At 62.6% G+C, this 23,071-nt stretch carries 18 protein-coding genes; 4 read left to right on the forward strand and 14 right to left on the reverse strand.

All coding sequences use genetic code 11. The features are described 5' to 3' along the window. Nucleotides 1-3: 3 nt before the first annotated feature. On the reverse strand, nucleotides 4-465 hold the full coding sequence (locus OMP38_RS08120; RefSeq protein ID WP_277564623.1) for a GAF domain-containing protein: 462 nt from the start codon (nucleotides 463-465) through the stop codon (nucleotides 4-6). Between the two features lie 252 nt (nucleotides 466-717). On the opposite strand from OMP38_RS08120, the gene OMP38_RS08125 reads away from it, so the two are divergent. Next, nucleotides 718-1,467 carry a Crp/Fnr family transcriptional regulator gene (locus OMP38_RS08125; protein WP_277564624.1) on the forward strand — a complete coding sequence of 250 codons (750 nt, stop codon included), beginning with the start codon at nucleotides 718-720 and terminating at the stop codon, nucleotides 1,465-1,467. A gap of 762 nt (nucleotides 1,468-2,229) precedes the next feature. Next, on the forward strand, nucleotides 2,230-2,544 hold the full coding sequence (locus tag OMP38_RS08130; RefSeq protein ID WP_277564625.1) for a hypothetical protein: 315 nt from the start codon (nucleotides 2,230-2,232) through the stop codon (nucleotides 2,542-2,544). A gap of 83 nt (nucleotides 2,545-2,627) precedes the next feature. Here the strand turns inward: OMP38_RS08130 and OMP38_RS08135 are convergent, their stop codons facing one another. The 3 genes from OMP38_RS08135 to OMP38_RS08145 form a co-directional block, all read right to left on the reverse strand. Further along, entirely contained in the window at nucleotides 2,628-3,056 is a 429-nt protein-coding gene (locus OMP38_RS08135) for a TVP38/TMEM64 family protein (RefSeq protein ID WP_277564626.1), read from the reverse strand. Between the two features lie 286 nt (nucleotides 3,057-3,342). Further along, nucleotides 3,343-4,011: a transglutaminase domain-containing protein gene (locus OMP38_RS08140; RefSeq protein WP_277564627.1), complete on the reverse strand. Its 669-nt coding sequence runs from the start codon at nucleotides 4,009-4,011 to the stop codon at nucleotides 3,343-3,345. Then, nucleotides 4,001-4,465, reverse strand: coding sequence for a hypothetical protein (locus OMP38_RS08145; protein ID WP_277564628.1), 465 nt, complete (start codon nucleotides 4,463-4,465; stop codon nucleotides 4,001-4,003). The genes OMP38_RS08140 and OMP38_RS08145 overlap by 11 nt, the downstream gene beginning before the upstream one ends. Nucleotides 4,466-4,555: 90 nt before the next feature. Between OMP38_RS08145 and OMP38_RS08150 the strand changes: the two genes are divergently transcribed. Then, nucleotides 4,556-5,464 (forward strand): AraC family transcriptional regulator, encoded by a 909-nt coding sequence (locus tag OMP38_RS08150; RefSeq protein WP_277564629.1) that lies wholly within the window; start codon nucleotides 4,556-4,558, stop codon nucleotides 5,462-5,464. A 93-nt stretch (nucleotides 5,465-5,557) separates the two neighbouring features. Beyond that, entirely contained in the window at nucleotides 5,558-6,691 is a 1,134-nt protein-coding gene (locus tag OMP38_RS08155) for a glycoside hydrolase family 88 protein (RefSeq protein WP_277564630.1), read from the forward strand. Between the two features lie 432 nt (nucleotides 6,692-7,123). Here the strand turns inward: OMP38_RS08155 and OMP38_RS08160 are convergent, their stop codons facing one another. The 10 genes from OMP38_RS08160 to OMP38_RS08205 form a co-directional block, all read right to left on the reverse strand. Next, nucleotides 7,124-8,038, reverse strand: a complete 915-nt coding sequence (locus OMP38_RS08160; RefSeq protein WP_277564631.1) for an aldose epimerase family protein — start codon at nucleotides 8,036-8,038, stop codon at nucleotides 7,124-7,126. Nucleotides 8,039-8,044: 6 nt separating this feature from the next. Further along, complete coding sequence (locus tag OMP38_RS08165; RefSeq protein WP_277564632.1) at nucleotides 8,045-9,784, reverse strand: extracellular solute-binding protein; 1,740 nt, start codon at nucleotides 9,782-9,784, stop codon at nucleotides 8,045-8,047. 65 nt (nucleotides 9,785-9,849) lie between these two features. Then, nucleotides 9,850-10,755: a carbohydrate ABC transporter permease gene (locus tag OMP38_RS08170; RefSeq protein ID WP_277564633.1), complete on the reverse strand. Its 906-nt coding sequence runs from the start codon at nucleotides 10,753-10,755 to the stop codon at nucleotides 9,850-9,852. A gap of 24 nt (nucleotides 10,756-10,779) precedes the next feature. After that, entirely contained in the window at nucleotides 10,780-11,712 is a 933-nt protein-coding gene (locus OMP38_RS08175) for an ABC transporter permease (protein ID WP_277564634.1), read from the reverse strand. A gap of 203 nt (nucleotides 11,713-11,915) precedes the next feature. Continuing rightward, on the reverse strand, nucleotides 11,916-12,971 hold the full coding sequence (locus OMP38_RS08180; RefSeq protein ID WP_277564635.1) for a response regulator transcription factor: 1,056 nt from the start codon (nucleotides 12,969-12,971) through the stop codon (nucleotides 11,916-11,918). Further along, nucleotides 12,964-14,718 (reverse strand): sensor histidine kinase, encoded by a 1,755-nt coding sequence (locus OMP38_RS08185; RefSeq protein WP_277564636.1) that lies wholly within the window; start codon nucleotides 14,716-14,718, stop codon nucleotides 12,964-12,966. Before OMP38_RS08185 ends, OMP38_RS08180 begins: the two co-directional genes overlap by 8 nt. Nucleotides 14,719-14,833: 115 nt before the next feature. Next, nucleotides 14,834-17,071 carry a hypothetical protein gene (locus OMP38_RS08190; RefSeq protein WP_277564637.1) on the reverse strand — a complete coding sequence of 746 codons (2,238 nt, stop codon included), beginning with the start codon at nucleotides 17,069-17,071 and terminating at the stop codon, nucleotides 14,834-14,836. A 40-nt stretch (nucleotides 17,072-17,111) separates the two neighbouring features. After that, nucleotides 17,112-18,569 carry a glycoside hydrolase family 2 protein gene (locus OMP38_RS08195; protein WP_277565208.1) on the reverse strand — a complete coding sequence of 486 codons (1,458 nt, stop codon included), beginning with the start codon at nucleotides 18,567-18,569 and terminating at the stop codon, nucleotides 17,112-17,114. Further along, complete coding sequence (locus OMP38_RS08200; RefSeq protein WP_277564638.1) at nucleotides 18,451-19,815, reverse strand: glycosyl hydrolase 2 galactose-binding domain-containing protein; 1,365 nt, start codon at nucleotides 19,813-19,815, stop codon at nucleotides 18,451-18,453. Before OMP38_RS08200 ends, OMP38_RS08195 begins: the two co-directional genes overlap by 119 nt. A 6-nt stretch (nucleotides 19,816-19,821) precedes the next feature. Next, nucleotides 19,822-22,980 (reverse strand): EF-hand domain-containing protein, encoded by a 3,159-nt coding sequence (locus tag OMP38_RS08205; RefSeq protein ID WP_277564639.1) that lies wholly within the window; start codon nucleotides 22,978-22,980, stop codon nucleotides 19,822-19,824. Between the last annotated feature and the right edge of the window lie 91 nt (nucleotides 22,981-23,071).

Below are 23,071 nucleotides of genomic sequence, written 5' to 3' on the forward strand. Positions count from 1 at the left end.
AACTTACATCGATCCTGCCGACGACAGTCCCGTCAACAGAGCGGCGATTCGTTCGCCTGCGGCGGCCACGATCCGGCGCTCATCTGTTCGATACACCCTTTTTCTGCGGTCACCGGCGATGAGAATGCCTGACGGCGAATGGCCAAAATAAAGCGGCACCGCGTATGCCGCGCGCAAATCTTCCGCGAGCAGCAGCGGATACTCCTGCAGCCGGCGCGAATAGAGCAGCTCCGGCATACTGAACGGCATCGCCCTTCCTATCTTCAATACGCTCGCGGATAAGCCGCGTCCCGGCTTTTCGGATATGCCGGCATATCGTTCGTTGGTTTGACCGGACGCCACCGGCCATCTCAAGTTCAGCAGAGGCGCCTCGGTGAGACCGATCGCGCAAAAGTCGCACCCTAACTCCGCACGCAGCGTCGCCAGGATCGCCAGGATCGCCTCGCGGATCCCTTGTTCGATCATCTTCTAATCCCTCCAAGCCTTGCATATCACATTCCCCTTCCCTTCAGTGTAATGGAGCGCCGACTCCGCGTGAGTCGGGGAATTCCCCGATTTCATCGGGGGGAAACTCCTGATTCAGCCTCGGACTGTGACGTTGCTCACAAAAAGATAAGGGAATTCCCGCCGGAAGATCAGGAGGTTCCCCGATAAACGCCGAAGATTCGATACGGTATGATGAAGTCATCAAAGGGATTCGGATGGGGGGATGCGGTCATGAGCAGAGCGTTGAAGAAAAGGGTAGCCGGGGAGCGGACCCAAGAAAATGAACTTGGGATTCACCGCTTCTTCTCGGAGGATCAGTTCGCCCGCATCGAAGAGCTGATGTACCCGAAGCATGCCGAAAAGGGCAGCTATTTATTTTGGGAAGGCGAGCAGGCCGGCAAGCTCTACTATGTGCGGTCGGGCAAGGTTAAGCTGCGGAAGTCGACGGCAGAAGGCAAGGACTTCATGCTCTCGGTCATGCAGCCGGGGGATCTGATCTGGGAGCCGGAAAACGGGCTGACGAAGGTCCATTCGTTCAGCGCCGAGGTGCTGGAGGAGGCCGAGCTCGGCGTCGTACAGTGGAGAGACTTGGAGATTCTGCTGTATCGGTACGGGGACTTCGCCGTTCGCTTCATGAACTGGATGGCGATCGCGCAGCGCGTGAGCGAATCGAAGTTCCGCGATCTGCTGCTGTTCGGCAAGCCGGGCGCGCTCGCTTCGACCTTGATCCGCATGGCCAACACGTACGGCATCGCTACGGCGGAAGGCATCAAAATCACGCTCAAGCTGACCCATTCGGAAATCGCGGACATGATCGGCACTTCGCGCGAGAGCGTGAACCGGATGCTGAACGGGCTGAAGGAGGAAGGCGTCATCGACATCCGCCAAGGCCGCATTTACGTGCTTCAACTGAATGCGCTTCGCGAGATCTGCCATTGCCCGACCTGTCCCGGCTGCCCTAAAGAGATCTGCCGGATTTAAATCGGAAGGCAAGCGACCGGATTGTAATGGAACCGTAATATAGCTTTCATCTTCCCTTCATGTTCGGCGGTTACAATACAGACATGACCCCCCTTTTCAATAATATATCTTTTGGGCTTGCAGCTTCGGCTGCAGGCCCGCTTTTTTTTTGTCCTCCGCACCTTCTTCTGGGCAGGCGCATATCGTACCTTAGCGACATTCGCCCAGCCGAGGAGGAATATGTGCATGACAAATAAAGGGCAAAACCGTCGGCAGCCTGCAGCCAAGCAGACGCAACGGCAGCAAGGAGCGAAGAGCGTAGCGACGCTTCACGCCAAGGCGCCCGCGAAGAAAAAGCCGGGCATCGCCGTCAAGCAAAGCCCGCAATCGGAGTCTTTCGAGCCGGACATTCCGGTCAGGCAAATCCCATGGTGGTTCACGCCCGAACACCAGCGGGCGCACGGACCGGGAGGCGGCGCACATTTAGGCGGCTTGCTGCCGCCGAGGCCGCCGGGACCGGGGTTTCACCCGGGTCCGGGACCTGGACCGCACCCAGGCCCCGGACAGCATCCAGGCCCAGGCCCTTTCCCCCCCAGGACCCGGACCCTTTCCGCCGGGCCCAGGCCCTTTCCCCGCCCGGACCGGGCCCTTTCCCGCCTGGGCCTTTTCCGCCAGGACCGGGGCCGTTTCCGCCTCCTGAGACCGCCGTTCCCGCCAGGACCGGGGCCGTTCCCCATTCCGATTCCGATTCCGCTGCCGATACCCGTACCAGGCCCTGTTCCTGTGCCAGTTCCTGTTCCGTTGCCTGAACCGACCAGCTTCGTGGCCGTGACGGTCGAAGGCGGCTTCGGTTTCCCGAATATATCCGGAACCAGCTACGTGACCTTCTACCCTGGCATGACGCTGCGCCAGGCGCTGTTCGCGACCGGCAGGGTACAGTTCGGACCGAACGGCTTCATCGTCAGCGTGGCCGGAATTCCGGTCGGCGGACCGATTGGACTGACGGTTCGTTACAATGGCCGCGTCATACCGCAGACCTTGCTCGATCTGCCGATTACCCCGGGCAGCACGATCACGCTAAGTCTCTTTTACTTTTAAGATGCCAGAAGACGCAAAAAGGAACCGCACCTTAACGGGGGCGGTCCCTTTTGTTATGAACGAAATACTTCGGCGACCCGAGCTTAACCGACCTCGCGCCTCACTCGGCGCTTCAGCAGCAGCGGGACGAGCATCGCGACGCCGAACGCCGCGACGGCCAGCGCGATCTCCCGCCAATCGCCTCGAGACAGGCTGGCGCCGAGAAAACAGAAGGCGAAGGTGCCCGGCAGCGTACCGATCGCCGTTGCGGGCACATAGGCGCGCAGCGGCACCCGCGCGGCTCCGGCGGCGTAGCTGACGAGATCGAACGGCACGAACGGCGCGATCCGCAGCATAAGCACCATCGGAAAGCCGCGTCGCTGCATGGCGGCCTCGAGCTTGCGCAGACGCGGGTCGTCCCGTCCTTTGAAAAAGCCGATCCCCACCTGGCGCGCTAGCAGAAACGACAGCACCGCCCCGGGGGAGCTCGCCCAAAAACGTATAAAGCATGCCGTACCACGTGCCGAAGGCAAGGCCGCCGGCCAGCGTCAGCACCGACGCCGGGAACAGCACGAACGGCCTTGCGATGAATAGGCCGACGTAGACGGCCGGCGCGATCCAGCCGAACGACAGCAACCAGTCGCGGAGCGTATTCGGCGTGATTTTCAGGTAGTGAAAGTTGATCCATAGCAGCGCGCTCGCGACGGCTGCGACGGCTAGCGACAGCAAAACGACCTTGCGGCTCACATGAACACTCCCGTCCAGCGTCTCATGCAAGCATCATACAGGATGGCGAAGCTTTTTTCCAAATCAAGGCGTTCACTGACGAAGCTTGAACTTCACGGTCAGCATGCTGTCTCCGTCCTCTCCGCCCGCGAGCGATTCCATCGTATAGCTCACCGACGATAGCTCGGGCATCAGCTTGAGCAGCGCGTCGAGGTCGGGCTTCGCTTCGGACGTATAGCGCATCTTGGCCGTCGTCTGGCCGGCTTCGGCGGCTGCGCGAAGCTTCGCGGCGATCTCCTTGACCGTCGATACGGACTTGGACGGATCCAGGTAGTCGAGCCCCATATCTTCGCGAAGGTCTTCGTAAAACGCGGCGCGCGTCTTGTCCTTCGCCATTAGCGCGTCAAGCGTGTTTTTGTACGAGGTGACGGCTTGCGGATATAGGGCTTTCCAGCTATGATCCTTCTTCAAGGCGGTGTCCGTCACGAGATAATAGCCGTACGTCGTCCGTCCCTTGACGTCCGGCACCGGGTCGTCGAACGTCGTGTCCAGCTGGTACCAGACGCCGTCCAGCTTGACGAGGTTCCACGTGTGCGCGCCCGTGCTCACGGTGCCTTCGACGATGCGGGCGGGGATGCCCGCGTCGGTCAGCAGCCTGTAGGCGAGCGAGGCGTAGCCTTGGCAGACGGTCAGCCCGTTCTTCAGCGCGTCGTAAGCCGAATGGCGGGCTAGCGATCGGTCGTACGCGACGTTAAGCAGCACCCAGTCGTGGATGGCTTTTACCTTTTTGGTGACCGTTCATGCTCTTGGAGACGATGGACGCGAGTATCTGCTTCGAACGCGCATTCACGTATGCGGTTTGTTCCGCGGTCTCCCAATACTTCATTTTCACGCTTAGCGTGGATGTCGTGCCGTTGGAACTGACGGTATAGCGATAAGAACGGATGGCGTACTTCAGGTAATCGTCGGCGGCGAAGACGCTGTCGAACGCCTTGGACACTTCGGCGGTCGTCAGCTTGCCCTTGAGCGCGACGGTAAAGGACTCGCTGCGGGCGCCGAGCTTCTGCTTCAGGCTGCTCTGAAGAATCGTCGCTTCTTCCGCCGTGACGGCGGCGACGGCCGTATCGCGGTACGGCCACACAGAGGAAGCCAACAACAGCGCGGAAGACAATAAAAATCCGGTAATGGCGCTTAGCTTTCGTTTGGACGCGGTCATCTCTCGCACTCCCTCCGGGTCTATACGCTTATGTATCGAATCGCGGCGTTTGGTAACCTATACATCCTTACATGGTATAATCTATCATGAATGCGGAAACGGGGGGATGGGCCGTTTGAATCGAATTGTGACGTTAAACCTGGGACCGGACGCTTTTTTTCTTCCTATCGGCAGACGACGGACGATCAGGACTGGCTGGCCTATCACGCCCATCAAGGCATCGAGCTGCTCTATGTCCACCAAGGACGCGGAGAGGCCATGACCGAGGACGCCCGCTATCCGATCCGCCCCGGCACGCTGCTGCTGTTTCTGCCCTACCAGCTTCATAAGGTCGAGGTTCCCTCCGTGCCCGGCGCGCCTTACGTCCGATCGCTGGTGAAGTTCGATCCGCGGATCGTAGAACCATATCTGACGCCTTACCCGGGGCTCGCCCGCTGGTTTCTGATGCTGAAGCGCGGCCTGTTGTCCCGCTCCTTCTGCGATCTCGGAACGTCGGAGCGTCTGCCGGGCCTGCTGCGGGACTTTCACGAGCTGTACGGCGCTTCCGGTCCGGACAAGGAGGAGGAGCGTTCGCTCTTCCTCGTCTCGCTGCTCCACGAGCTGCGGCACCGGGCATTCCCGGAGACCGGCCGCGACGGCTCGCCCGAAGCCGAAGGACGCTCCCTCCATATCGACCGGATCATGGATTGGATCGAAGAGCGGTACGCGCGCCCGTTCGACCTTCAGTCGCTCTCCGGCGAGCTGCATCTGTCGCCGTATTATCTGTCGCACCTGTTCAAGGAGCATACGGGCAGCAGCATCCGGGATTACATCACGGCCCGCCGGATCCGCGAGGCCTGCAGGCTGCTCAGCTCGACCTCGGATTCGATACGCTCGATCGCGGAGCAGGTCGGAGGCTTCGGCGCCTCGCACTTTTGCCAGCTGTTCAAGAAGTGCAAAGGGATGAGCCCCGAGACGTTCCGCCGGACCGTGCAGCAGGGCTTCACCGCGGCCCCTTGACCGCAACTTAGCCATATACTCCCGCAACTCGCCCGAAGGTCTCCTCTATATAATGGGGTTGAAAAGAACTTCGGATCAGGGAGGCAATACGATATGTGGCAGCAAGCGATCAATGACGCGCTCGGCATCACCGCCCGCAACCTCGAGCGGTTCGGGGACCGGTTTCCCCATGTAAGCGACGGCTCCAACAAGTACGTGCTGAATGACAATACCGACTGGACCGACGGCTTCTGGTCCGGCATTCTGTGGCTCTGCTACGAATATACGGGAGACGAGCAATACCGCGAAGGCGCCGTCCGGACGATCGCGAGCTTCCGCGAACGTCTGGATCGATTCGAGAATCTCGATCATCACGACATCGGCTTCCTTTACTCGCTGTCGGCCCAGGCCCAATGGATCGTCGAAAAGGACGCGTCCGCGCGCAAGCTGGCGCTCGATGCCGCCGACGTGCTGATGCGCCGCTGGCGCGCGGATGCGGGCATTATCCAGGCCTGGGGACCGAAGGGCGATCCGGAAAACGGCGGCCGTATCATCATCGACTGCCTGCTGAATCTGCCGCTTCTGCTCTGGGCCGGCGAACAAACCGGCGATCCCGAATACCGCCGCGTCGCCGAGGCGCACGCGCTGAAGAGCCGCCGGTTCCTCGTCCGCGGCGACGATTCGAGCTATCATACGTTCTACTTCGATCCGGAAAACGGGAATGCCATCCGCGGCGGCACGCACCAGGGCAACACCGACGGCAGCACGTGGACGCGCGGCCAGGCTTGGGGCATCTACGGCTTCGCGCTGAACAGCCGCTATCTCGGCAATGCCGATCTGCTGGAGACGGCGAAACGCATGGCGCGTCACTTCCTCGCCCGCGTGCCGGAGGATGGCGTCGTGTATTGGGACTTCGAGGTGCCGCAGGAGCCGTCCTCGTATCGCGACAGCTCCGCCTCGGCCATCACGGCATGCGGCCTGCTCGAGATCGCGAGCCAGCTGGACGAGCGCGATCCCGAGCGCCAGCGCTTTATCGACGCCGCGAAGGCGACCGTGACGGCGCTCCGCGACGGCTACGCCGAGCGCGACGACGGCGAAGCCGAAGGCTTCATCCGCCGCGGCTCCTATCATGTGCGCGGCGGCATCTCGCCAGACGACTACACGATCTGGGGCGATTATTATTACTTGGAAGCGCTGCTGCGTCTGGAGCGCGGCGTGACGGGGTATTGGTATGAGCGCGGACGCTGATTCACGCTTCCGCACTACGTCTGGCCTCCCGCTTGATCGATGCTAGATCGGCAGGAACTTAAAAGATATTGCAAAGGAGCTGTGCCCAAGTCATGAAAATGACTGGGGACAGCTCCTTTGCGCTTCAGGGCGCCGTTAACCGGATTTTCCGGTTAACGCCTCACTCAACCTGCACTTGCGGGCGCAGTTAGCCGGTTTTTCCGGTTATCTCTCACTCAACCTGCACTTGCGAGCGCAGTTAGCCGGTTATTCCGGTTATCTCTCACTCAACCTGCACTTGCGAGCGCAGTTAGCCGGTCTTTCCGGTTATCTCTCACTCAACCTGCACTTGCGGGCGCAATTAGCCGGTTTTTCCGGTTAACTCCGCGCAATCTTAGCGCCTCGGTACCGTAACGCCGGCCAAGCTGTCAACAGCGAGCAGCCACCTTCAATCTACGGTTCGCGCGGCTGCTGCAATACCCGAAACATCAAACTCGCGTTAACCGTACCGAACGGCTCCAGGCGCACGGCCGTTCCGGCGTCGATGCTGTCTTCCAGTGTCGCTGCCGGCGGCGAGGAGAATATCTCCAGCCCCACGTTGTAGTGGCTGCCGAAGTAAGGCGGACTCGCCTCCCCGCCGTGATCCCGCCAGAACCAGAGGTGCGGCCATACTTCGGCATCCCAGCCGACCTCGGCGCCGATGCCGTCCGGACGCATCAGCGCATAGCGGCCGCTCCCGGCCGGAAGAACGCCGAAGCCGCCGGGGCTCCCCTTCGCAGGCAGCTCATACGGAGCATCCTCGCCAGGCAAGCAGATGCGCGTGCCCGGGACGAGAAACGGCTCGCCGAACGTGATGTGGTGCCCCCAATCGGCATGGACAACGGCGGGCGAAACGTTCGTCAGCCGCTCTTCCAGGCGAAAGCCGGCTTCGCCGCTCGTCATTTCGAAGGACTTCTCGACCGCCAGCGGCAGCGATCGCAGCTCCAGCCGGAAGACGACGCGGATGCGCGCCGGGCCGTCTTCCTCGATGTCGTATCGCCAGGCGGACAATGCCGCCTCCCCGTATGCCGCAAGCTCCGTGCCCCGATGCATTTGGCGACCGCCTAGATTGGGGAGGATCTCCTGCCAGCCGCCCTCGTATTGGCTCTGAAAATCGTGAAAGGCCGCCTCCTTCGGGCGCAGCCCGAGCCTCGTAAACCAAGCGAAGTCGGTATCGGTCGGCTTGTGCAGCAGCTCGATCAGATCCGAGCCCTTGCCGGGCAGCACGGTGAGGCGGAACGCCTCGTTTTCCATGACGACGGCTTCATAGCCCTTATAGACCAGGTCGCGCTTGATCCGGCAGCCGAAGTTGCGATCCTCCGCTCTCACGCCGCGTTACGTCCCGCTCTGCTGCGCGAGAAACGCCTCGACCTGCTTCTTCAGCTCCGCCTTGATCGCCGCGATATCGCTCTGCAGCGTTTTGTTGCTCTCCCATTTCGCCTGCAGCTTTTGCATGCCTGCCGCAGGCGTCTCGACCATGCCCAATTGGTAGGCCAGCGTTTCGGTGGAAATCTTGGCGAAGTCCGGGTTGGCAAGCTGGTTCTTCACCGGGTCCTGGTTAAAGGCGAAGCCCGCAAGCGCGGACCGCACGTAGGACTTCTCGTCGGCGACGTACCGGTAGTACGCGACCAGATCGTCCGGAACGTTGGCCGACAGACGGATATAGTTCGGATTCCAGGTCAGCATGTAGCCCGGGAACGTATAGTTTTGCAGCGTATCGATGCCGTCGGGGTACTTGAACTTGTCGTCGCCGACAGGCTCCCAGTTCTTTCCTTTAATACCGAGCTCGAACAGATCGTGATTGTCCTGGTTTTCGAAAATCCAGTTGATGAACGCCATAGCGCGGTCCGCGTTGGCCGAGGTCTTCGGGATGCACAAGAAGTTCCAGACACGGAAATCCGAGATGAGCGTCGGATTCGGCTGAACCATGTCCCGCACGGTCTTCTGCACGACGAACATGCCGAGCTCCGCCGACGGAACGCCCGCTTTGAGCTGCGCGTTGACGGCGTCCAGGTTGGCGACGCCCTCCATCATCGAAGCCGCCTTGCCGGCCGTGAACGTGCCGCGCGCATCCTTGCGGACGATCGGCTCCTTTTCAATATACCCTTTGTCATGCCACTCGCGGATGGTCTGATAGGTCGTATAGTCCGGCTGATTAAAAGGCGCTGGAAATGCGGCGGCGCTATCCTGCTTGTCGCCCGTCAGCTTGACGCCCTTGACCGTCTTGCCGTCCAGTTGGAGCGTTGCGACGACGTTCGGCGCCAGGTTGAGGTCCCACAGTCCCGCCTCATACTTCACGGGCAAGTCCTTGTTGAAGTCGATCGCTGCCGTCGCGCCGTAGTTCCCGTCGTTGCGGATGACGAACGGAATCATGTTTTTGTCGTTCGCCAGCACTTGGTCGAAATAAGCCGTCAGATCCTCGAAGGACTTGATGTCGCTCATCCCGTACTTGGCGGCCAGATCCTTGCGGTAGTAGATGACCGGCATATCGCTCAGGTATTGGCCGAGCGGCATGCCGTAGGTATGCAGCTGCCCGTCCGTGCCGGTGAACTTGTTGTTCTCCAGGTAGCCGCTGCCGAACGCCTTCTGAAGTCCGGGGTATTGGTCGTTGTTGAAATAGCCGTCGAGATTCGTATAGCTGTCCTTGGCAATGAACGCGTTCATATTCATCCAAGGCGCGTCGAACGCGATGTCGACCTGCTCGCCCGCCGACAGCTTCAGCTTGAGCTTGTTGACGTAATCCGCCTGCGGCGTGAACGTAACCTTCAGCTTCAGGTTCAGCGTATCCTTCGTCCGGCGCTCGAACTCGGCCACCACCTCGTCGAACTGCTTCGGTTTGTCGCCCCACAGCATAATGTTAAGCGTCAGCGGCTCCGGCGTCTTTTCCCCGGCCGCGCCCGCCGTCTGCGTCGCCGCCGCGCTGCCGGACGCGCTCGCTTCGCTATTGGTTCCGCTCGCGGCGGTTCCGCTTGCGGCATTGCCGCCGTTTCCGCCGTTGCTGCACGCCGCAAGCAGGCTCAGCGCCAGCGCGGATGCCAGCATCGGCGCCAGCTTTGCTTTTACGTTTCTCTTCATGTCTAGCCCTCCCGGTTATGGATGATGCGAATGAAGCCGTATCGAATTGCGGTGCTGAAGCTATGTTAACCGGCCTTGCGGCCGTGTTCAGCCTTTAATAGCGCCGACCTTTCAGTCCCCCGACGAAATAACGCTGCAGGAACGGATAGAGGAAAATGATCGGTCCCACCGTGACCATCGCGGTCGCCAGCCGCACCGTGTAAGCCGGAACCGCCTGAACCGCCGATGGCGTGCCGGATACGGCGATATTTTGCGCCATATCGATGTTGCGGATAATTTGCATGATGATATATTGCAGCGAATACAGCTTCGGATTTTCGATATACAGCATCGCGGGCGCCCAAGACGACCAGTAGGCGAGCGCATAGAACAGTCCGATCGTGGCCAGCGCCGGCAGCGACAGCGGGAGCACGATAGAGCGCAAGATCCGCAGCTCCCCCCGCGCCGTCCAGCTTTACGGATTCGAACAGCTCCTTCGGAATGTCGTTGAAAAAGTTTCGCATCAAAAACAGGTTCCATGGCGAGAGCACGGCAGGAAGAATGTAGACCCAGATCGTGTCCTGCAGGTGCAGATACCGCGTCGTCAGAATGTAGCTGGACACCATGCCGCCGCTGAACAGCATCGTAAAGTAGAAAAACAGGGCGAGCTGCGGCGCATATCGGAGCCTGCTTCCGGATAGAGAATACGCGGCAAGGCTGGTGACCAAAAGACTGAGCGCCGTGCCGGCGACCGTGATAAAAATCGTGACGAGGTAAGCGTCCGGTATCGTATTCGTGCTGAAGATCGCTTTGTAGGCGTTAAGCGAAACCGCCTCCGGCAGCAGCCGGTAGCCGTTGCGCAGCAGCGTCGCTTCCTCCGTAAAGGAGCTCGCGATCACGAGCAGGAACGGATACAGGCACAAGGCGGCGAAGACAATCGTAAAGGCATAGAATAGGACCGCCAGCCATTTGTCGTTGCGGGAATTTTGCATTGCGGCCGTGTCGCCTCCTTGCTGTTAGAATAGGGCGGACTCGCGGTCGAGCTTGGCTGCGATCTTGTTCGCCGTGATGACGAGCAGGAAGCCGACCACGGATTGGTACAGCGCGATGGCCTGCGTCATGCCCAGCGAACCGGACGTTCGCAGCGCTCTGAACACGTAGGTATCGATCGTGTCCGTACTTCCGAAGAGGAACGAGTTGTCGCCGACGAGGGAGTAGATCATCTCCAGATTGCCGCCGAAAATGTTGCCCAGACTGAGCAGGAACAGCATGACGATCGTGCTCTTCAGCAGCGGCAGCGTAATGCGGAAGATGCACTGGAAGCGGGTCGCTCCGTCGATCCGCGCCGCCTCGTATAGCTCCCGGTCGATGCCGACGATCGCGGCCATGTAGACGATCGCGCCGAAGCCCGCCGTTTTCCACAGATTGACCATCACCAGAATCGGCGGCCATACGCCGGGCTCCGTGTAGAAATCGATGGGCGCAAGTCCCGCCGCATGCAGGAACTGGTTGATCGCGCCGGTATCCGCCGTAAAGAAGGTGACGGAGAATAGCCCGATGATCGGCCACGAGATAAAGTTCGGCAGGATCATGACGGACTGTACGGTCCGAACGACCGCATTGCGCCCGAGCTCGGTCAGCATGACGGCGAGCGCCAGCGCCAGCGCGGTTCCGGTGAGAATGAACATCAGGTTGAAGAACACCGTGTGAAACGTAATGATCAGCCAATCGCTGCCCCGGAAGAAAAACCGAAAGTTGTCGAGGCCGACCCACTCGCTGCCGAACAAGCCGGCGAGCGGATTGAAATCCTGGAACGCGATCGCGACGCCCGCCATGGGCAAATACGAGAACACGACGCTGAACAGGACGGCCGGAACGGCCAGCAGGTAAAGGGAACGATTATGAACGATTTCCCGGATGCCTCTATGTTTGTTCGTTATGCGGCTCATCTGCCCGCCCCCTTTCGCTTCTTATTGTAACCCCTTTCAAAGAAAGTCCGGGACGGAACGGTTTGTCGCAATGGGAAGGTTTTTTTGCGCTTTTTCGCCGCAAAAAAGCAAAAAAACCGACCCTTTCGGCGATAAGATTCGCCGGAAATGGCCGGTTGGCGCCTGATCGTACTAGAGGGCTGGTCACTGGATGGCTCGAGCGGCTATTCGTCTTCCCGCGCCTTCGTTTCGTTTCGGCTGCGGAGTCGGTACTCGCCCGGCGTCAGACCGGTCTTGAGCCTGAAGATTTTGCCGAAATACTTTTCGTCCTCGAAGCCGGCCAGCTCCGCGATCCGGTATACCGGCTCGTTCGTGTTGCGCAGCAGCTGCTCCGCCTCGCGGAGGGACATGCGCTGCGCGGCCGCAACATAGGACTGCCCGGCAATCTCCTTGAAGCATTTGCTGAAGTATCCGACGCTCATCGTGACCGCCTTGCACACGTCCGCCTGGTTCGGCCGCTCGCCCGGCCGCTCGTGCAGCAGGTCCACCGCCCGGACGACGGACCGGATCACCTCTTCCGAGTACATGGTGCCGCGAAGCAGGCGGCGGGCTGCCGACCGGAACGCTTCCGCTTCCTCGGCAAGCTCGGATACCGAGCTACCGGCCGGCCATCCGGATGCAGGACGCGCTTGCTCGAGCGACGGACATTTGTCCAGCCACAGCTGCAGCGACTCCTCGAGCTTGCCCCGCCAGACGGCGGCAGGCAAGGCGCGGGCCGTATCGTCCAGCATCTGCCCGTACCGGCGGTCGTCGACCAGCCAGCTGAGCGTCTCCCATGCGGCGGCGATGTCGTCTCCCTGGATCCCGGTTCCGACAGCGCCGACCGAAGGCTCGCCTTGCTGCTCCTGCAGGCGCCTGGCCACGCGCCCGAGCAGCTCCTGGACCGAATCGTCGTCGAGCTGCGTTTTCACCATATAATCGACCGCGCCAAGTCGCATCGCCTGCTGGAGATAGTGGAAGTCCTGGTGGCAGGTCAGCATGACGGGCAGCACGCGGGGATAACGCTCCCTTACGATGGCGAGCAGCTCGAGCCCGCTCATGCCCGGCATCGAGATATCCGCCAGCAGCACGTCGGCCTGCAGCCGCTTCAGCGCCTCCAGCGCCTCTTCGCCGCTCGAGGCTTCGCCGACGAGCGTCATGCCGAACCGCTCGAACGGCATCATGCTCGCGATGCCCCGGCGAACGAGCGGCTCGTCCTCCACCATGAGCACTTTAATCATCGAGGACGCCTCCTTCAGGCCGGATCGGCACCAGGATTCGAATGCGCGTGCCTTTGTCCGGCTCGCTGTCGATCTCGAGCCGCGCCGCGCCGCCGTAGTGCACGTCCAGCATTTTTTTGACGTATTGAAGGCCGATGCCGAGACCCTGTCCGCGTCCGCCTCCCTCGAGCAGCTCGTTCATCCGCGCCTCGGTCATGCCTTTACCGTCGTCGGCGACGGTAATGTCCAGCCGTTCGCCGCCTTCCTTCCGGATCGTCACGCGGATGTCGCCCTGCTCGCTCAGCAGCCCGTGGTACAGCGAATTCTCGACGAGCGGCTGGAGCACGAACCGCGGGATCGGCGTCTCGCCCAACCGGGGATCGCAATCGATCGAGACGTTGAACCGGTGATCGTACCGGACGTTCTGCAGCTCGATATAATCGCGGAGGGCGACGATCTCGTCTCGGACCGTCACGACCATGCTGCCCTTGCCCAGGTTGTAATGCAGCACGCGCGTGAACACCTTGACGAGATTGTAAATCTCGTCCTGGCCGTTCGCCTTGGCTAGCCATTGGATCGTATTAAGCGAGTTGTGCAGAAAATGCGGATTGATCTGGCTCATCAGCTTCTCGACTTCGAGCTCGCTCCTGCGCTTCTCCTTGCGCTCGACCTCCAAGATCAGATCGATGATCCGCTCCCGCATCGACTGGAAGCTCGCGAACAGCATATCGAACTCCTGCAGCTTCGTTGCGATCGCGGTTTTTGCCGACGGATCGTGACTGAAGCGTCTGATCGCGCGGTTCATGCGCTGAATCGGATGATACACCATGCGCCATATATAAGAAGCGGCCAAAATGGTCACCAGAATGGACAAGGCGGCTACGAGCAAAAATTGGCGTTGCCACTGGCGCAGCTCCCGGCGGAAGTCGTCGAGCCCAACGAGTGAATACAGCCTCCAGCCCCCGCCGCCGGCCGACTCGAATCGCTTGAATGTGTTCAAACCTTCGCTTTGCGGATCCAGATGCTGTCCGACCTCGGCCCCCTCCGGCAAATCGCTGTACATCACAGTGCCGTCGGCTTGCGTCAGCACGTTAAGCGGGGCGCCCTTCGCCTCCGTTCCCGCCGGTCGCAGCAGCTCGCCGAAATCGGCCTCCAGATACATGTAATAGGAACGGCCGGCGCCGTATTCGACGAGCCGCGTCAAGGAGAGGACGGGCTCGTCGTGCCCCGCCAGCGCCGACGGATGCGGTCCGAGAAACATCAGCTGGTTCGCCCGGTACAGCACGTCCTCCGGCCGCGGCCGCAGCACCGTGTCGGGCAGGTCGGGCTTGATCGGCGCGGATTCGAACTGGTAGGCGGACGGATAATCCGGCATGAAAAAGAACAGTCCGTTCACGATCAGATTCGAGTAAGCGATATTGATGAGCGACTTGTCGATGCTGCGGAACAGCTCCGTCTTCTCCACCGGGTCCGCTGCCGTCAGATAGGCGATAATATCGTCGCCAAGGCCGCCGTCCACGACGAGCAGCTGCGATACGCTGCCCAGCGTGGCGGCGGCCTTCTCGATGGCGGCCCGCTGTCCGTCGACCATGGACTGATAGTTCGCGACGATTTTCTCGCTCTGGCCTTTGTACATCCAGTAATAAGAGGTGAATCCGATCAGCACGATCGGCGTAATGGTCACGACGATCAGCAGAATGCTGAGCCGGCCCCGCAGCGTATCCAGACGGATCGCGCGCCCGAGGCGCGAACCAACGGCACGGCTCATGGCGCTGCTCCTTCCGTCTTCGGCTTAAGTTCCTACAGTATAGAACAGTTCGCCGTGCCGAGTCATCCGTCCCTTTGAATCAGGTGCCTGTCTTCACGCGACTGTCACGCGACGCTCACCCGACCACCTTTACTCGGACCGTCACCCGCTCGCTTGACGCGAGCCGCACGGCAACCCGGCCTGCAGCGTCAGGCACGACGGGCTCCGTCGCGGCGGACGCGCCACGCAGCACTTCGATGACGACGTTTGCGGACGGCAAGCCCGTCTCCAGCGCGCAGCTCTTTTCCGTTTCCCCAAGGTTCGCGACCAGGAAAGTTCGCGCTTCGCGGACGTCGGAGCGGCGCGTCAGCTCGTAACCGTCCAGGTTCATGACGTAGATGTCCGGCTCGCTGCAGGACAGCCATTGATCCCACAGCATCGCCGCCCGGAAGGTCTGCCCGGCGCCGTAAATTTCCTGGCCCGCGTAGCCGGTCTTGTCGTCTTCGAGCGTCCCCAGATTTTCCAGCGGAATATATTCGAGCTCCGACAGCCGGAATTTGTCGGGCAGGCAGCGCGGGAAGCAATAGTAATTGTTGGTTCTCGCCTGGTTAAGCGCCAGCAGCAAACCGTGGGCAGCGTCCCGGTCCTTGAGCGTCGACGCGATCCGGGCCGCGCATTCGATATTTTCGAAAAAAGCGGGATACAGCATCGGCGTACAGGCCTGGAACATGCCCCAAATCCGGTAGTCTGTAAACGAAGGATCGTCATACCAGTACATCATCCGCAGGTTTTGCGCGAGGAGATAACGGTAGGCCTCCCCGTAGGAGGCGTCCCCGGTCTCACGCTCCAGGCCGTCCGCCGCCTGCACGGCCATCGACAGCAGGAACGACTCCTGGTGCAAGCTGTTCACCGGCAGCTGCAAAAGCACCTGCAGCGAGCGTTCGGCTTCCGCCAGATACTCCGCGTTGTTCCTCGCTCTGTACAGCAGCAGCATAAAGTAGGAATAAGCGCCTGCTACCGGATAATTGTCGCCGTTGGCATGCTTGCGAAGCTCCGGCGCACGGAACGACAGCGGGAACAGGTAGCCCGTCTTCCGTGCCAGCGGAATGACGATCCGGTTCACGGCCTCCTCGATGCGCGCGCAGACGGCCTCGTCTTCTCTGAACCAGGCGGCCCGCCACCATTCGTGGAGCAGGTAAACGTACTGCCACGTTCCCCAGACCCGCGGCCGTTCGCCGAGAAACTCGCCGCCCGCCTGGCAGATGTATTCCCATACTTTATCCCGAAGCAGCGTGTATTCGGAAGTAGGGTCCGCTTCCGCGAGCTCCGTGAGCGGATGGATCATCATCAGCGCAGCGTCGAGTCCGGGCTGGTTGCGGAAGTCGACCGTCAGCCCCTTCGCCTTGAACGACTCCTCCCACGCCGGCGACACGCCGTTGACGTAAGGAATCAGCATGTCGAAGCTGCCGTTGTTGCTCCAGCAGGCGTTCGTATCCAGCAGGTCGGCCGCGCACTTCAAGCCGAACTCGCGCCAGCTCGCGCGGTTGGGGGGCGAAGCCGTCGCCTTCGGGACGAAATGGAGGCAGGCTTCTACCAGGTCTACCACGGCGCTCTGCTCGGTCGGCGGCGCGTCCAGCGAGAAGCAGCGAATGCCGTAGGAGAAGCGCGTGCCCGCTACCGGGATGTCGGCCGCGAAGGCGCGGTCTCCGATCAGCCCGACCGCCAGCTCGCCGGGACCGTAGCCGTAGGTTCTGCGCAAGCCGCACCGATAATGGAGGAAGCGCTCGATGCCCGCCTCCGCCATCCACCCCATGGCGGACATATCGAAGAAAAGCATGACGCCGAATTTTTTGTACGAATCGTAATAATAGCAAGCCGGGAAATCGTTGCCTCTCGCTTCGTCGTTCCACTTGGTCGGATTGTCGATGTTCGTCTTGAACCAGACATGGTCGCCGCGCTCGTAAGGCGGCAATTCGCCCAGGTTGACGGCGATCTCCGGCTCGAGCGGGCCGCTGCCGATCGCGACCTTTCCCTCGCCGTGCAGGGCGATCTCGATCCGCACCCAACCGGTCGCAGGATCGGCTTCGGCCGTGCCGGTCCACTCGTAAAGCAGACGTCCGCTCTCGAATACGGCGCCTTCGAACGCCAGCGCGTGCGGCGTGACCCGCTCGATTCGCGCCGGGTATAGATTAAACCGCGCGCCCCGCACGAGCGGCTGCAGCGCCGGCGTCATCGCCCTGGCCTGTTCGCCCTCCTGCGATGCCAGCGTGTAACCGTAACCGCCGACCGCCTCATCGTATTGCCAAATCAGCTTCGTCTGCCCGCCGCTTGCCAGTTCGTAGTCCTGACGGACCGTTTGAATGTCTTTCAACATGGTTTCCCCTCTCGCTTCCTTCGCCGTTGTCCGGCTTTTTTTATGAATGGTCCCCGCGGTATTCGGCTCTTGCGTTGAAGCCCTCCGCGCGAAGCGAAGACAGCCGGCCGTTCCGGCCGGACCAGCCGACCGTCCGGGACTCGCCGGGCAGCAGCGTCAATCCGTTGTCCGCGAAGCGAACCGGGCTTCCGGCTTCGTCCTCCGCCTCAAGCCACAGCTCGACCGCCGCGACGCTTGATTGGTTGGAGATCAGAACTTCGCGGTCGCTCCTGGAGGCGGGCTGGATCGTCACGGCTCCCGCCTCGGGGAGCGACCGAAGCGGCTCCCAAGCGCGGCTGCCATTCGTCGCCGTGTACAAGTAGGTCGTCTCCGCGAGCGCCCGGCCGTCCAGCGCCGCGGCTTCGAGGCGCAGCAGGAAGACCGGCTCCGCCAGCTCGGGCACGGCAAACGCGACCGCGCCGAGAGCCGCGGACCCGGACGGCAGCGGAAAAACGGCAAACTCCCGCTCCGCCAGCAGCGCGCCGCCGAGATCGAAGGCAGCAGCGCGGACGACGGCACCGGCTGTCGGATGCAAAGCTTCGGCATACTCGGCGTGAAGATGGATCTCCGCGCGGAAGGCGTCGCCGGTCCGATAGTCCGTCCGGTCGTATCGGGCCGACACGTGGAGCGGTGCAAACGCTTTTTTCAAGGCGTAATAAGCGGGCTTGGGCATGCCGTCGTACTCCAGAATCGACGTGTTGGCGTTATTCGGGAACGGCTCGTTGCCCATCCACACGAGAAATCCAGATGCTTGCGGCGCGCGCCTGCGCGTCGCTTCGGCCGAATAACGAAGCGACTCCTTCTGCAAAAATCGGCTGCAGCGCGCGAATTGCTCCAGTTCGTCCTCGTCGCGGCGCCACGGCCCGAACGACTCGCCGACCGCTTCCCACGGCACCCACCAGCTTCCGCGATGCGTCCAGTACGGATTGTCCGCGGTCGGCGGCCACGCGTCGCACCTGCCGCGCAGCGCGCGAAGCAGACCCGGGCGGGAAGCGCCCGGCGTGCCGGTCTCCGAACGGAAGAGCGCGTCGTCCCCGTTAAAGAAGGCGTAGTGGCCGGGGCTCCCCGCATAGAGCCACGGGCCGTGCACGTCGTGATGAACGCCGCGTCCGAAGTCCCTTGCGTCCGCGCAGAACGCCGGTCCCGACGCGCTGGCCGGCAGGAACCGCCGGCCCGGATCGAGCTCGCGGATCAATCCGGCCAGCATGGCGATGTTCGCGTGGCGCTCGTCGATCGGGCGGAAGCCTTCCCACATCAATTCGTTGCCCCCGCACCAGAGCAGCAGGCTCGGATGCGCCCGCTTCTCGCGCACGGCGGCCGTCGTGACGGCCGCGAGCCTCTCAAGCAGCTGTTGATCGTCCGGCGGGCAGTTGTCGAGCGCGCTTGACGACTGGAGCAGCTCCTGCCAGACGAGCAGGCCCCGGCGGTCGCAATAATCGTAAAACGCTGGCGTCTCGATGATGCCCCCGCCCCATATGCGCAGCACGTTGACGTTCATCTCCGCGAGCGGGTCGAGCTGCGCCCGGTAGTCCGCCTCCGTGACCGCGCCGTAATAGGGGGGATACGGGCACCCAGTTCACGCCGCGGAGAAAAACGGGAATGCCGTTGACGACGGCCGTGTACGGCAGCGCGTCGGCCGGCGATCCCGGATTGGCGCGCCACTCGATGCGGCGGAAGCCGATCGTCCGGGCCGCCGCGGCGAGGACGCGGCCATCGCCGTCCCGCAGCGCGATGCGCGCCCGGTAGAGCGGCTGCGCGCCCATGCCGGCAGGCCACCACAGGTCGATGCCGGCTACCTCCGCCGCAAGCGTCAGCCTTACGGGGCCGGCACGCAGCGCCTCCTGCCGGCGCGCTTGCCAGATCGTGCGGCCCTCGGCATCCTCGATCGCGTACAGGCAATCGTACGCGCCGGGCCGCATAACCTCGAGCTCCGTCCGGAAGCTCACCGCGCCCTGCCCGTAATCTGCCGCAGGCACGGCCTCCGGGTAGAAGTCCCGGAGGGCCACGCCTTCGTACGTGCGAAGCCGGACGTCCCGCCAGATGCCGACGGCGACCATCCGCGGGATCCAGTCCCACCCGTAGCCGAAGCGCGCCTTCAGGTGGCGAATCCGCGACGAGTAGCCGACCTGGCCGTCCAGCTCCGGCGGCTGCCGGAGCATCACCTGCAGCAGGTTCGCGCCGCCCGGCGCCAGGCTGCCCGTCACGTCGACGACGACCGGCAGGAACGTCCCCTCGAAATCCGCCGCCTTGCGTCCGTTCCAGAACACGCTGCCCGCGTAGTCCAGCCCCTCGAATACCAGCTCGCAGCGTTCCCGCGCCCAGCCGTGCGGAATATGCACCGTCTTCGAATAAATCCATTCCCGCTGCGTCACCCATTCGCCGTGCAGGCTGTCGAGGCCGACGAACGGATCAGCCATCCTGCCGGCCGCGAGCAGATCCGTCTGCACGGCGCCGGGCACCGAAGCCGGCAGCTCCGCCACGGCCGGCAGGATAGAAACGCCGAGCTCCATCGACAGCCGGGGCTGCCATTGGTTCGGGTACCATCCCGTCAGCCGCCAATCGGTACCGCTCAGCAGCAGCTCAAAGGCAGCTTCGGGAGCCGTCTCGTCCGCGGCTCCCGAGTCACGACCGAAGACCGCCACCGGTACCGGCTCCTCCTTTTCGCGCGAGCGTAGGCCGTCCGCCGTTCCTGCATCGCTTGCCATCTTTCCTCATCCCTTCTTCTTGTCGCCCGCCAGCGCGATCCGTTCGGTGCCCGATCCCGTGCCCGTCGTTGCCTCCACCCGGTATAAGCCTCCCTGCCAGCCCTTCGTCAGATGGAGCACCGCCTTGAACCGGCCGTTCGCATCCGTGCGAACCCGCTCCTCTTGCGCGATGCCGCCGATCGCAACGCGAACGTCGGCTTTGCTTGCCGCCTTGCCGCCGGCCGTCCGGACCGTTCCTTCCACCCGAACGATTCGGCCCTCGCCCTCGGCCTTGACCGACGCGACGACGACGCGATCGCGCGCCGCTACCGCCGCCGGCTCGCCGGCGATCAGGCTGCGGCTGCGGCTGTCGCGGACGATCGTGCGCAGGCTGCCGTCCAGGGCGCGGTACGTGACAGAGGTTTCGACGGGATACAAATACACGGCATCGAGCTCCGCTTCGGCGCCGACGCTTTTCAGAACGAGCGTACCTGCTCCCTTTGCCAGATTGACGGACCCGAGCCGGATAATGGCGATTTGCCCGTCCGTCCCGGCCAGCGTCGTTTTCATCGGCGCAGCCCCGTTCAGCGCAGCCGACAATGTGGCAGCTTTGCTCGGCGAACGCTGAATGACGCTCGCGTACACGTCGTATTCGCCCGAGCCCGGCACCTCGACGGCGAAGCTTCGGCTCTCGTCTGCCGTCATCCGCACGTAGCTGCCCTGCGACAGCGACGGACTGCCGTACCGGATCTCCGGCACGCTCATCCTGTAGAGCTTGGTCAGCGTGACCGTCGCGTAGCCTTCGTGCGGCAGCGGATTCGTCGACGCATTGGAGAAGCGGATGCGCAGCTTGGCCGTCCCTTCCGGTATTTGCGCTTTTGGCGTCGTCTTGACCGTCGACTGTCCCGAGTACCAGGTGCGGCTGGCGTACGTCATCGCGCTGTCGTCGGCGAGCAGCGTCGTTTGGCCTTGCGCGTCGACCGCCAGCACCTCCGCCGCAAGGTCGGTATCGAACTGCAGCATCGCCGCAAAGTCCAGCTTGACGGAGTCGCCTGGCCGAAGCCCGTCCGCGCCGCCGACCGGCACATCGCGATACAAGTAGCCGTCGCCGTAGATCCGCACGTTGTCGTGCCCCGTCGCCTCCACGAAGATCGCCCGCTTGCCGAACCAGCCGGGGTATATTTCCGCTTCGGCATCTATCGATGTCGCATCCGCATAGACGGCAGCTTCGTCGGTGCTCGGAGCGTTGCTTTGCTTGCGGAGCGCCCGCGCCGGATCGTTCAAACCGGCATCCGCCACGGGAATCGCTTCGTCGTCTCCGGCGCCTTGCCGATAGAGCTGCTCCGCCTCCAATGTCTGAACGCCGCGGCTCTCTGCCTTCGACGCCGTCATCAGACGCGCGGCGGCCGGCACCCGCTTGATCCGCAAAATCGCCCGCAGCGCTTCGTCGACCGACTCGGCGCCGCTGTTCGTATTCACGCCGCTGTCCGTAACGCCGTCGAACGCCGCGCCGGTCGTCTGGTCGAACATGGCGACGCCGTCGCGCGTATCGCCGGTCCACCAGGCCGCCGCGATGCCGGCCATCTCGGCGTACTTCGTCTTGCCTGTCACCCCGTAAAGCGCCAGCAGATTTTCAACGTAGCTCGCCGTGCCGTAATTAATCTGCGGATAAACCGCCTTGTTCGGCGACTGCCGATAAGCCCTGCCCGAGATCAGCAGGTCGCTCAGGAAGCTGTCCGCCGCCTGCTCGGCCGCCTGGATCCAATCGCTCCTCCCGCTCAGCTGCCCGGCGATCGCCATCGCCTTTATCTGCGTGCTGCCCCATTCATACCAGGTGCCGTCGCTGTGCAGGAACGCGGAGAGCGGATACGTAATGAAGTCGCCTTCCTGCGACATCGCCAGACCTTCGCCGAGCATCCGGACGAGCGCAAGCGAGGTGTTTTTCTGCGTCCCGGCAGGCAGCGCCTCCTGATGCTGCGCCAGCGCCGAGATCGCGGCCGAGCTCAGCCAGTTGTCGCGCTGCAGCAGCCATGCGGGCGCTTTTTTGCCGTCAACGTTGTCGTACGTGCCGTAAAGCGGCATTACCAGCTGCCGGACGCGCTCGAGACAGAGCGCCGCCCGCGTCCGCACCTTCGCGGCGAATGCCGCGTCCTTGGCCTCGAGCGCAGGCAGCGCCGCCGCCATCGCCTCGTAGGCGCGGACCGCCCAGAAGCCGAAGCCGGTGAACGAGGAATGGCTGTCCTTTTTATACAGTTTCCCTTGGGCATCCTCGGCGACGAAGTTGTCGAAGTCGCCCTCCGGCGACTGCATCCACATGGCGAACGACAGGCCGCGCTTGATCATGTCGTAGCTGTACGCGTCGCCGTACGTCCTGTAATGCTCGACATAGACGAGGACGGCGCGGGCGACGTCGTCGAGCGCGGCAACGCCCTCCTGCGGATCACCGACCCACTTGTAGCCTTGGCCGAGATCGCTCCGGTCGACGGGCTCTGCGTACAGATGGGAGATGAACATCGGAATGCCGTCGATCTCGATTTTCTCGTTCATGAACCGAAAATGATCGAAGTTGGCATACACTTCGGCAGAATCCCTCAACGCGAATTTCCGGAAAAAGGAGGCGTCCTTGCCCGTCAATTGGCCGTCCCCGTCGTAGTCCAGCTCCGCGATCAGCCTGCCCTGTTTGATTTTCGTCTGCAAAAAGGCGAGGTCCGCCGCGTCCACGCTGCCGCTGCCGTCGAGATCGTAGCTGCGGTCTTCCCGCATGGCCGACACCTGGACGTCCGTCACGCGGATCGGCGCGGTATTGTCGTTGTGCAGCTCGACCCAGAGCCCGGCCTTGCCTTCGGGGACGGGCCGACCCGATTCGTCGCGGACGACGCGCCAGGCGCCGCGCTTCACGGCGGACAGATCCGAGATCTCGAGCAGCGTGTTCGCGCCGTCGTTCACGCGGGCCGTCACGGCGGACGTCCGCGTCGCGTCCGGATGAAGCATCAGCCGGAGCGAGACGGCCGGCTTGTCGCCGGCATGCGGCTGGCGTTCGCCGCTTCCGACCGGGAGATTCCGCCATGCGGCGGAGCCCGGCTGCATGACCAGCGCAGACTTGCGCGTGACGGCGCCGCCGCTCGACCAGTCCGCAGCGCTGCCCAGCGGAGCGGCGAAGTCGGGGTTGGCGACCGGGTATTCCACCCGCGTGCCGTCTCCCCCTCACGCCCCACAGCTTGACGCGATGGACGTCGATCTCGCCATTGGTATCGTTGTGAAGCTCCACGTAGACGAC

Source organism: Cohnella ginsengisoli (genome assembly GCF_029525555.1).
Classification (GTDB): Bacteria; Bacillota; Bacilli; order Paenibacillales; family Paenibacillaceae; genus Cohnella; species Cohnella ginsengisoli.